The following is an 11,192-nucleotide window of genomic DNA, read 5'->3' on the forward strand; positions in this document are numbered from 1 at the left end:
CCTTCTATTTATGATTTGTTGACTCTGTGTGTCTAACTCTGTGCGTCTAACTCGGCGAATTGAGCACGTACTCAATTAAGACATCATCACCCAAGACCTTGGTGGCACTGCGGCGGAAACGCTTAGCGTCGCTCAAGGTCTGGGCCACCGGATGCGCCAATACGCCACGGCCTTCGCCCAAAAGAACCGGGGCAATATAAGCCTGCACTGCATCGACGTAGCCTGCGTTGAGAAAAGAGCTAGCAAGACCTGCCCCGCCTTCCACCAAAATATCGCGTGCGCCATCCGCATAGAGCTCGCACAAGGCTTGGTCGATGTCCTCAAACTGCAGGTAGCCGAGCTCGCGCAAGTTGCTGGCCGCCGCGCCCGCGTCCTCCAAATTGCGGCGACCAATCACCACGCGGCGCGGCTGCTGCTCAAAAAGGCTGCCGTCTGGGCGGCGGGCGGTAAGCGACGGGTTATCGGCCAAAGCCGTGCCCGTGCCGATCAAGATAGCGTCGCGTTGTGAGCGGTCAACGTGCACCCAGGCGCGGGCATGCTCGCCAGTAATCCACTGGCTGGTGCCGTCTACTGCGGCGGTGAACCCGTCGAGGGTCTGCGCAAATTTGAGGGTGACGTGTGGCCTGCCCATTTCGATGGCACGCAACCACGGCAAGAGCGCGTCGGGAACATCCTTGTCAACGGGTGCCGCAACCTGTGCAACTTCAATCCCAGCTGCTTGCAGGGTGCTCGCTCCCCCGGCTGCTTCCTGGTTTGGATCGCCATGCAGGAAAAAGACCCGCGAAACCCCAGCATCAATAAGCGCCTGCGCGCACGGACCGGTGCGCCCGGTGTGGTTACACGGTTCAAGGGTGACCACCGCAGTGCCATTGCGCGCAGCCTCCCCAGCTTCGTTGAGAGCCATTACTTCCGCGTGCGCACCTCCTGCCGGCTGGGTGGCACCAGTACCAACCAATTCGCCCTGAGCATCTAAAATGACGGCACCCACAGGCGGATTGGGGCTAGTGGTACCGCGGACAGACTGGCCAGCCTCCATTGCACGCAGCAGGGCCGCTTCTAAATCAAGCTTCATGAAAATTCTTTCAGGCTTTTGCGAGCTTCGATTCAAAGCTCTATTCACGGTCTTCTACAGGGTGGCCAGCTCGCGCAATTCCGCGACTGCGCCAGCTTTATCCTCCTGCTTATAAATTGCAGAGCCGGCAACGAAAGCATGGCAGCCAGCCATTGCTGATTCACGGATGGTCTCCGCCGAAATGCCACCGTCGATCTCGATGAGAGTTGCAAGCCCTTCATCATCAATAACTGCACGCAAAGCACGCACCTTATCCAGCATCTCCGGCATAAACTTCTGGCCGCCAAAGCCCGGCTCCACGGACATCACGAGCACCAAATCAAAGCTAGCGAGCTTGTCCAACCACGGCTCGATTGCGGTATCCGGCTTGACCGAGATACCTGCGCGCACGCCCAGCCCCCGAATCTTTTCCGCCAAGGCGAGGCTGGCCGCCACATCCGCAACAGCTTCCGCGTGGAAAATGATGCAATCGGCGCCGGCTGCAGCATAGGTCTCCACCCATTTTTCTGGCTCCTCAATCATCAGATGCACATCAAGCACCTGGTCCGTGACTGCGTCAACGGTCTTTGTGATGTCTGGGCCAAAGGAAAGGTTGGGGACGAAGTGTCCATCCATGATGTCGACGTGGATCCAATCAGCGTTGGATACGGCGCGCACTTCTTCGCCCAAGCAGGAGAAGTCAGCGGCGAGGATGGATGGGGAAATAATCGGAGCGGACATGCCCCATAGTCTAGACCTAACCTGCGACGCCTCGCCGCGAAACCGGCTCGGCGCCTAGTTCGTGCGCCGCAAAGCTGCGAAGAACATCGCATCCGTGCCATGACGGTGCGGCCACATCTGGACCGACTTGTGGCGGCCCACATCCCCCATGTCTGGAATTAGCGTATGCGCGTCGAGTTCCTCTGCGCCCAGCTTGGCGACGGCGCGGTCCACAATATCGCGCGTTTCCCTAAGGTCTGGCGAACAGGTGGAATAAACCACCACGCCGCCAGGACGGACGAGCCGCAGCGCGGATTCGAGCAGCTCAAATTGCAGCTCATTGAGGTCAGCAATGTCGCTTTCAGCCTTCCGCCAACGAGCCTCCGGACGGCGGCGCAAAGCACCCAGGCCGGAGCACGGGGCGTCGACCAGCACGCGATCGAAGCCCGGCTCCAGGCCAGGTTCGCGGCCATCCCCCACGTGCACGCGCACCGGGAGATCCGCCACGGTCTTTTTGATGAGCTCCGCACGGTGCGGTGAGACCTCGACTGCATCAACGGTGGCCTGCTCAATACGCGCCAGCGCACCCATCAGCGCCGCCTTACCGCCAGGGCCGGCGCACAGATCCAGCCAGCGTCCGGAATCCTCCCCTTCCAGCGGCGCCTCCGCAACGGCGCGGGCGATAAGCTGCGAACCCTCGTCCTGCACTGCGGCAAGTCCTTGCTTGACCGGCTCCAGATCGCCTGGATCACCGGCAGACATGTACACCGCATAAGGCGAGTACTTGCCCTCCTCGTTGCCGGTCATAAGGGCCAGCTCCTCCGCACTGATCTCACCAGGACGTGCCACCAAGTGCACGATCGGGCGCTGCGAATCCCCCTCCAAGGCGGCCTCCAGCTCGCCCAAGCCGACGACGCGGGCGAAGGATTCCGCAATCCAGGTCGGGTGCGCATGCTTGAAGGCAAGCGCTGCTACCTCACCACTCGGCGCGAGCTTGTCCAGCCACTTCTCGGAAGGCGTGCGCGTTACCGTACGCATAATGCCATTGGCAAAGCCCTTCGCCTTCTCGAAGCCGGCGGCCTCCACCAAGCGCACGGTGGTATCAACCGCAGCGTGAGCCTCAACGCGGGTGAAAAGCACCTGATAGGTACCCAGACGCAATGCGTCGAGCACCTCTGGTGCGATGGCATCGAGCCCACGGGAAGAGCACTTTTCGATGACGGCATCGAGCACGCCCTCACTGCGTAACGCCCCGTAGGTCAGCTCGGTGCAGAAAGCTGCGTCCCGGGCCTCCAACTTGTGTACGCGCAGCGCCTTCGGCAGGGTGAGATTCGCAAAAGCATCATCACTGTGCACGCGGCGCAGTACCTCGTAGGCAACCGCGCGCAGGACATCGATGCCCGCGCGGCGCGCTGCTTTCACGAAGGAAGGGTTCTCCTTCCTGCCGCGCGCATTGTTGCGCACCGGCCGCCTATTACCTTTATTAGGTTTGCCAGACTGACCGCGCCCCTTATTCTGGGACGTTTCCTTAGGCTTGTCTCCAGACTTGGAACGAGAACGGAATCCGCCGCTCATGAAAACCTCACTTCTTTAGCGCCGCCAAGACCGCGTGCCCAGTCTGCAGCGTTCATCATCTTCTTTCCTGGGGGTTGCAGGCGATCAAGCTTGACAATCCCCTCGCCCGTTCCAACGTATACGGCCTTCTTCGTGATGTGCGCCTGACCTGGTTCGAGCGCGACGTCGGCAAGCGCCGCGCCAGACTCAGCTTCCTCGACAAGGCTTAGCGGAGAAAGCTTCACGCGCTGAGAATCCAGCAGCGTCCAAGCGCCTGGCCCCGGAGTATGCGCGCGGATGTGGCGATCCACCACGGTAGCCGGTGCCGTCCAGTCCACTTGCGCGTCCTCCACCGCAATCTTGGAGGCGTACGTGGCCTCGCCCTCCTGCGGGCGCGGTGTGATGCTGCCGGCTGCCAAACCGTCCATTGTCTCAACCAGCAGATCTGCCCCCTTAAAAGCCAGGCGGGTCAGCAAGTCATCGGCAGTGTCGGTCTCCGAGATATCTGACTCCACGACTCCGAGAATCTCACCGGTATCGAGGCCTTCATCGATGCGGAAGGTGGTAGCGCCCGTGCGCTCATCGCCTGCCGCAATCGCTGCCTGGACCGGCGCCGCCCCTCGCCATGCCGGGAGCAAAGAAAAGTGCAGGTTTACCCAACCGTGCTCGGGTACATCCAGCAGGTCCGGTGTAATCAGATTGCCATACGCCACCACCGGAATCGCAGCCGGTTCGAGCTCATGCAGGCGCTCACGCAGCGCCTTTCCATCCTCGGTATCCGGCTTCAGCGAGGTAGGAGTTAACACCTCTATGCCGTGCTTTTGCGCCAGCTCTTTCACCGGGCTCGGATGCAGACTGCGCCCACGCCCCTTGCGAGCATCCGGCCGGGTAAGTACGGCGACGACTTCGTGTTCAGAGGCAATCAGCTTTTCCAGTGCCACGACCGCGGGTTCCGGCGTTCCAGCGAAGATGATTCTCATGCTGTGGCGTCTCCTTTATAAGTATGCTTTGAAAAATACTAGGTAGTTTTTTAAGAATTAAACCAGTCAGAATTGCGGATTACCTGCATGGCCTGCTTGCGCTTTTCCTTAGTCAACCGGTCCAGGAACAACACGCCATCGAGATGATCGGTCTCGTGTTGGATACAGCGCGCCATGAGCCCGGAGGCGACCATAGAAATGGCGTTACCACGGATATCGCGGCCGCTTAAAACCACGGTTTCGTAACGCTCCGTATTTTCAGAAATCCCAGGGATGGAAAGACAGCCCTCAGGGCCATCCTGCTTCGCCTGTCCGATGGGCTCCCACACGGGATTGATGATTGCGCCACGCAAACCCGTTTGCACGTGCGAGCAATCGTAGACAAAGATGCGCTTGGTCAAGCCAATCTGATTCGCCGCAAGTCCTACTCCGCCTGCCTCGTCCATAGTCTCCAGCATGTCAGCCGCTAGCGCTGCAAGTGAAGCATCGAATTTCTCAATCTCCACCGCACGGGAGGTGAGAACTGGGTCGCCGTACATGCGGATTGCTCTTAGTGCCATTTAATAGGAGCCTTCCTCGCCTCATCCACGTTGATTCTTCTTTTATTTGCTGCCCTCGACAATAGTGGAACAATCCCCCGGCACCGCCTAACGGGGTATGGAAGGACTAGCCGATGTGGATGGGATCGACTTGGATGCGCAAAGGAAGCTCGTCCTTGCGCGCGCTGCGGGCGGCATTGGCCTTACGCAAGGCGTTGCCCAATTGGGCACGCGGGCCCAACGGGGTCCTAATCAGTACGCGTTGCGGCGGCCCAAATCGCTGCTCGTCATATTCGCCGGGCAGGCTCAGCCCCGGTGGCAACGGTACGGGTCCCAAAACCTCCACGTTTTCCGGTAGCTCCGCAATAGACATGAAGTGATCCAGGCTGGCATCGGCACCATCGACCGCAGCCATGTGCACTGCTGGCGGGAAACGCACTTCCCGACGCCCCGCCAGCTCACGGCGTGCGGCACCAACCATGTCCCAATTCAGCAAGGACTGAATGACCGGCAGTTCACCGTCAGCGGCGATGACCACTTCACCGCCCTTGTTGTGCGAACAGACCAAGGTAGCTGCAGACGCCCACTTAGAGAGAGCTTCCTCCGTGGCGCGCAGATCCTGGCGGTTGAGCAGCGTGCCTGCATCCAACAGCAAAGCTGCGCCGTAGTGCCCGCCGTGGGCGACGGCCGGTTCTGCGCCCGGCGTTGCGATGACCAGTGCCGCCTCATCTGCGACCTCGTCTACGACCTTGTTGCCGCCCGAGACAACGATGCGGGTACTCGGAAACGCCCGTCCCAACTCTTCCGCCGTGCGCTCAGAGCCCAGTACGATAGCCCGCAGCCGCGGCGAGCCGCATTCGACACAGCGGAATTTCGACTCGATGCGGCCACACCACCGACACGTGGGCAAGGAGGCATGGTGCGTATCTCCCCCGCGTCTATCGGCGGCAAGGCCCAAGGGGCCGTTACAGTGGCGGCAGCGCGCGGGGGCTCGGCAATTGCCGCAAGCCAGAATTGGTGCGTAGCCCTTCCGCGGGACCTGCACGAGCACCGGCTGCGCACGGTCCAGCGCACGCTTCGCAGCTTGGAAGGCAGGCCCTGTAACCGAGGTGGTTCCGCCCTGCAGATCACGCGCAACCTGCAGGCCAAACGCCCCTACCGCAGTCATTGCAGGACGCCGTGTTTCCAACGTGGATTCACTAGCGAGCAGGTCATGCGCCCACCCAGATTCGACCAGCAGCTGTGTCTCTGCGCTGCGGGCATGCCCCGCCAGAATCAGACTGCAGCCTTCCTTAGCTGAGCGCGTGGTCAGCACCTCGCGGGTGTGGACATAGGGTTTTAGGTTATCTACGAGGTTGTCGTTGCCATCATCAAAAATGAACGCCAGGCGTAGGTTCTGTACCGGCGCAAAGGCCGCCGAGCGGGTACCCAACACAATGCGCGCCTGCCCCACCAAAGCGGAAAGATATCGGCGGTAGCGTGCCTGCGGACCCGTGGCATTGCCCAAGACGGTGATCTGCTTGGCTGCGACCACTTTTCGCAAAGCCTTTTCCAGCTTGTCGACGCCGCGTTGGTCCGGCACCACGAGCAAGACTCCGCCGCCGTCGAGTGCCACTTTTGCGGCCAATGCCGCGACGGCACTCGCCCAGTCATCGCCCGGCGCAATCTGCCATGCGGCGCGGGCCAGCCCACCGGCCAATACCGAGTCCACAAAGGACTCACCATGCTGATATGCCGACCACCCCGAAAGATCTGGTTCTTGTGCCTCGCCCATCTCCTCCCACGGGGTGGCGAGATCGGATTCTTCTGCCTTGGCATGCCGCGGCGGAATCGCGGAGCGAATAATGTCTGAGCGCACCGCCCCATAGCGGGCCGCGAGCGACTCGATGAGTTCGGCAAGCTCAGCTGAGTAGACCGCATAGGGCGAAATCACGCGGTCCAGGTAACGCAGCTGGCCGTCGAACTCGCTGTCATTGCGGCGCTCCAAAACGATGGCGTCTGTCAGCCGCCCATTGAAGCGGATGCGCACGCGCACGCCGGGCTTAGCAGCAGCCGACTGCGATTCGTCGACGCGATAATCGAAGCCGCGGTCTAGGTGGGCGACGCCCAATAAAGGCAACACCCGCGCGACCGGTTTATGGGCGGCGGGTGTTCTAGCTGGCATAGGCTCTGATACTACAGGCCGGCAGCCTCACGCAGTGCGACGGCACGGTCGGTGGACTCCCATGGCAGCTCAATGTCGGTGCGGCCGAAGTGGCCGTAGGCTGCGGTCTGGCGGTAGATGGGACGCAGCAAGTCGAGATCGCGGATGATAGCGGCCGGGCGCAAATCGAAGACCTTGTTGACGGCGGCCTGAATCGTGGCGTCGTCAAGCCCGTGTTTCGCAGTGCCAAAGGTCTCGACGTACAGGCCCACCGGCTTCGCACGGCCGATGGCGTAGGCGACCTGGACCTCAGCCTTGTCAGCCAAATCCGCAGCGACGATGTTCTTAGCTACCCAGCGCATGGCGTAGGCCGCAGAGCGGTCCACCTTGCTCGGGTCCTTGCCGGAGAACGCGCCACCGCCGTGGCGAGCCATGCCGCCGTAGGTATCGACGATGATCTTGCGGCCGGTAAGGCCAGCATCGCCCATCGGGCCACCCAAGATGAAGGAGCCGGAAGGGTTGACCAGCAGCGTGGTGTCCTCGCCGTAGAAGTGCTCGAGCTTGGCGTCCTTGATAACCCATTCCACGACGTGCTCGCGCAGTTGCTCCATGAGCCACTCCTGGGAAACCTCGGGATCGTGCTGGGTGGAGATAACCACGGTGTCCAGGTGGGAAGGTTGGTTATCGTCGGTGTAGGCGAAGGTCACCTGGGTCTTGCCGTCTGGGCGCAGGTGATCGACGATGCCCTGCTTGCGAACCTCGGTCAAGCGGCGCGAAAGGCGATGTGCCAGTGCGATAGGCAACGGCATGAACTCATCGGTCTCGTTGGTGGCGTAGCCGAACATCAGGCCTTGGTCACCGGCACCGGCGGTATCATTTTCCTCGTCGTAGTCATCGGAACGGTCACGAGCCTCCGTAGAGGTATCGACGCCAGCGCCAATTTCCTGGGACTGCTCGCCGATGGCGACGTTAACGCCACAGGTGTGGCCGTCGAATCCGACGTCGGAGGAAGTAAAACCGATGTCCGTCAAGGTCTTGCGGACCAACTGCGGGATTTCTACGTAGCCGGTGGTGCGAACCTCACCGACAACGTGAACCTGGCCGGTGGTCACGAGGGTTTCCACTGCCACGCGCGCCTTCGGATCCTTTTCCAACAGCGCATCCAAAATGGTGTCGGAGATAGCGTCGCAGATCTTGTCCGGGTGGCCCTCAGTCACGGATTCGCTGGTGAACAAACGGGTAGCCGGTGCAGGGTTTAAAGTCACAGATATTCCTTAGTGCAGACAGAAAAGCTTAACTAGCGAAAGCTCTTTTAGCGTTCGATGCATGGTTCTGGCCCCAAGCTTTAACAACTAGCCAGCATAGACCAAGCGGTCTATTAAATCAATCAGGCCTTGGCCTAGTTGCTCATTATCTCTTGTACTGCGTCGAGGATTTGGGACGCGACCACATGCTTTGAGCCGTGAGCAACCACTTGTGGCGCCGCACCGCGGCTTAAAATCCAGCCCTCGCTATCGGACTGCCCAAAAACCTTACCCTCGCCAACCTCGTTGGCCATCAAGAGGTCACAGCCCTTCTTTAAAAACTTTTCCTTGGCAAAATCGAGCGCGGAATGGGTGGCATCGCCGGTCTCCGCGGCAAAGCCCACGACGACGGCATTGGGGTTAAGCTCGCCTGCATCACGCTTGGCGACGATCCCTTTGAGCACATCAGGGTTCTCCACTAGCTGAATGCTAGAAAGCTCGGCATCTGCCTGGCCTTTCTTCATCTTTGACTCTGCAATGTGTGCCGGGCGGTAATCGGCCACGGCAGCGGCCATGATGACCACGTCCGCATCGCGCGCTTCCTCCTCCATCGCCGCCTGTAGCTCCGCCGTCGAAACAACGTTGCGAACCTTTGCCCCAGACGGAACAGGCAGCTTCTCCGTGTTACCGGCGACGAGGGTGACGTTCGCGCCCCGTTGCGCGGCAATCTCGGCAAGTGCGAAGCCTTGCCGGCCGGAGGAACGGTTACCCAAGTAACGCACCGGGTCAAGGTTCTCCTGCGTACCGCCTGCAGAAATGACGATCTTTTTGCCTGCAAGCCCCTGGCCCATGCGGTAGCCTGCCAACTCGGTGCGCACGAGCTCGGCAATCTGCTCTGGTTCGGGCAAACGCCCCGGGCCCGAATCGCGGCCGGTGAGGCGGCCATGTGCTGGCTCCATCACGGTGATTCCTCGGCGCCGCAAGGTGGCAACGTTATCCACCGTGGCCGGGTTCTGCCACATCTCGGTGTGCATTGCAGGGACAACGATGACAGGGCAGGTCGCCACCAGCACCGTGGCCGTCAGCAAGTCATCGGCACGGCCAGCGGCGATGCGGGCGATGACATCGGCCGTGGCGGGAGCTACAACAACGGCATCTGCGTGCTGACCAATATTGACGTGCTGGACTGAATCCACATCATCGAAAACCGTGGTGCTCACGGGGTTGCCTGAAAGCGCCTCAAAGGTAGCCGCGCCCACGAACTGCAGTGCCGCTTGAGTTGGCACAACGCGGACGCTATCTCCGTGCTCTTTGAAGTCGCGGACTAAATGGCAAGCCTTGTATGCGGCGATACCACCGGCTACACCCACCACGATATTGCGCGGCCGAGCGGATGTTTCTGATGCAGTAGAAGGCGCGGAAGAAGATGCAGAAGAATGAAGGTTCGCTTGATTCACCCGGCCAATTCTACAGCCCGGAAACTTTTCGGCCGCAAGACGCCAAAAGGCCCAGGCTCCCCCCGCCAAGATGGCGGCAGGACACCTGGGCCCGACAAAGCTTATTTGAAAGCTTTTACTTTCCTTCCTCGTGATCGAGGAGACCAGCTTCAATCTCACGCAGAGCGATGGAAAGCGGCTTCTCGCCCGCCTCAGGGGTTACCAGAGGACCGACAAACTCGAAGACACCCTCATCCTGCTCTTGGTAGTAGCTGTTGATCTGACGCGCGCGCTTAGCGGCGAAGATCACCAGAGCGTACTTGGACGAGACCTTATCGAGGAGCTCGTCGATCGGCGGAGCAGTAATGCCCACTGGCGGATCGAACACTGGCTCTGGCTTCGGGGCCTCAGCATTAGCAGGGGTGGTCACGTTAGTCACATGCACCTTTACTTCACTTGGAAATGGTCAAAATCTAGTTCTATCCCTGCAGGATAGCACTAATAGCTGCCACGGCGTCATCAAGATTCTCATTGACAACGACGTGCTCGAACTCGTCTTGTGCGGCAAGTTCAGCGTGTGCGGTCTTAAGCCTACGGTCGATGACGTCCTGCGGCTCGGTGCCACGGCCGGTCAGGCGCTCAACGAGCACCTCCCATGACGGCGGTGCCAAGAACACGGTTTTAGCTTCCGGCAGGGCGGCCTTGACGTTGCGAGCGCCTTCCAGGTCCACCTCTACGAGGACGGGGCGGCCTGCCTCCATTGCTTCCTTTACGGGCTGTGCAGGAGTGCCGGAGCGCTGGAGCCCGCCATGAATATCTGCCCATTCGAGCATTTCACCGGCGTCAATGCGCTGCTGGAAAGCTTCAGGAGTAACGAAGAAATAGTCAACCCCCTCCTGCTCACCAGGTCGGGGTTGACGCGTCGTCATTGAGACGCTGAAGTACAGCTGATCGACGTCATCGCGCAGACGCGAAACCACAGTGGACTTACCCACAGCGGAAGGCCCAGCCAGAACGACCAGGTTACCGCGTGCAGTTGCGTCAGACATCGCGAATCTTATTCGCCGTAGCCGAAGCGCTCGAGCAGGGCACGGCGCTGACGATCGCCGAGGCCGCGCAGACGACGGGTCTGAGCAATCTCGAGATCTTCCATGATTTCCTTAGCCTTGACCTTGCCAACCTTCGGCAGAGCCTCGAGGAGAGCGGAGACCTTGGTCTTACCGATGATCTCGTCAGTCTCAGCCTTGTCCAGAACGTCCTTCAGGTTGGTTTCGCCGCGCTTCAGCGCAGCCTTGAGCTCGGCGCGAGCCTTGCGGGCCTCAGCGGCCTTTGCGAGAGCTTCCTTGCGCTGCTCATCAGTCAACTTTGGAAGGGCCACGGGTTTCCTCCGATTTCATTAGATTGATAATTTCCGTCCAGTAAGTCTTACCAGAATCCGGTCGCGATAACGGGAATCAAAATCCCGCAGTGCCGAGCAAAACGACTAAAATCACTAGTCACAGGCTCGGCGCGAACCGACTTCAGG

Annotated in this window: 11 protein-coding genes; all 11 read right to left on the reverse strand. The window is 60.4% G+C overall.

Going from position 1 to position 11,192, the window contains the following annotated elements; translation table 11 throughout:
- Positions 1–46: 46 nt before the first annotated feature.
- Positions 47–1,072 carry a bifunctional diaminohydroxyphosphoribosylaminopyrimidine deaminase/5-amino-6-(5-phosphoribosylamino)uracil reductase RibD gene (gene ribD / locus HMPREF2888_RS00515; RefSeq protein WP_061922295.1) on the reverse strand — a complete coding sequence of 342 codons (1,026 nt, stop codon included), beginning with the start codon at positions 1,070–1,072 and terminating at the stop codon, positions 47–49.
- A 54-nt stretch (positions 1,073–1,126) separates the two neighbouring features.
- Positions 1,127–1,792, reverse strand: coding sequence for a ribulose-phosphate 3-epimerase (rpe, locus tag HMPREF2888_RS00520; RefSeq protein ID WP_061922292.1), 666 nt, complete (start codon positions 1,790–1,792; stop codon positions 1,127–1,129).
- A 54-nt stretch (positions 1,793–1,846) separates the two neighbouring features.
- Positions 1,847–3,346 (reverse strand): RsmB/NOP family class I SAM-dependent RNA methyltransferase, encoded by a 1,500-nt coding sequence (locus HMPREF2888_RS00525; RefSeq protein ID WP_061922290.1) that lies wholly within the window; start codon positions 3,344–3,346, stop codon positions 1,847–1,849.
- The gene (gene fmt, locus HMPREF2888_RS00530; protein ID WP_061922287.1) at positions 3,343–4,305 is read right to left on the reverse strand and encodes a methionyl-tRNA formyltransferase; all 963 of its coding nucleotides are present in this window, start codon (positions 4,303–4,305) and stop codon (positions 3,343–3,345) included. The genes HMPREF2888_RS00525 and fmt overlap by 4 nt, the downstream gene beginning before the upstream one ends.
- A gap of 50 nt (positions 4,306–4,355) precedes the next feature.
- Positions 4,356–4,865 carry a peptide deformylase gene (gene def, locus HMPREF2888_RS00535; protein WP_061922284.1) on the reverse strand — a complete coding sequence of 170 codons (510 nt, stop codon included), beginning with the start codon at positions 4,863–4,865 and terminating at the stop codon, positions 4,356–4,358.
- A 106-nt stretch (positions 4,866–4,971) separates the two neighbouring features.
- The gene (locus HMPREF2888_RS00540) at positions 4,972–7,008 is read right to left on the reverse strand and encodes a primosomal protein N' (protein WP_061922281.1); all 2,037 of its coding nucleotides are present in this window, start codon (positions 7,006–7,008) and stop codon (positions 4,972–4,974) included.
- 11 nt (positions 7,009–7,019) lie between these two features.
- Entirely contained in the window at positions 7,020–8,252 is a 1,233-nt protein-coding gene (metK, locus tag HMPREF2888_RS00545) for a methionine adenosyltransferase (RefSeq protein ID WP_061922279.1), read from the reverse strand.
- Between the two features lie 134 nt (positions 8,253–8,386).
- Positions 8,387–9,604 (reverse strand): bifunctional phosphopantothenoylcysteine decarboxylase/phosphopantothenate--cysteine ligase CoaBC, encoded by a 1,218-nt coding sequence (coaBC, locus tag HMPREF2888_RS00550; RefSeq protein ID WP_061922592.1) that lies wholly within the window; start codon positions 9,602–9,604, stop codon positions 8,387–8,389.
- Positions 9,605–9,803: 199 nt separating this feature from the next.
- On the reverse strand, positions 9,804–10,106 hold the full coding sequence (gene rpoZ, locus HMPREF2888_RS00555) for a DNA-directed RNA polymerase subunit omega (protein WP_061922276.1): 303 nt from the start codon (positions 10,104–10,106) through the stop codon (positions 9,804–9,806).
- Between the two features lie 40 nt (positions 10,107–10,146).
- Positions 10,147–10,716, reverse strand: coding sequence for a guanylate kinase (gmk, locus tag HMPREF2888_RS00560; protein WP_070518062.1), 570 nt, complete (start codon positions 10,714–10,716; stop codon positions 10,147–10,149).
- Between the two features lie 8 nt (positions 10,717–10,724).
- Entirely contained in the window at positions 10,725–11,045 is a 321-nt protein-coding gene (mihF, locus tag HMPREF2888_RS00565) for an integration host factor, actinobacterial type (RefSeq protein WP_005531652.1), read from the reverse strand.
- Positions 11,046–11,192: the final 147 nt, after the last annotated feature.

The organism is Corynebacterium sp. HMSC077D03 (genome assembly GCF_001808545.1).
GTDB lineage: Bacteria > Actinomycetota > Actinomycetes > Mycobacteriales > Mycobacteriaceae > Corynebacterium > Corynebacterium simulans.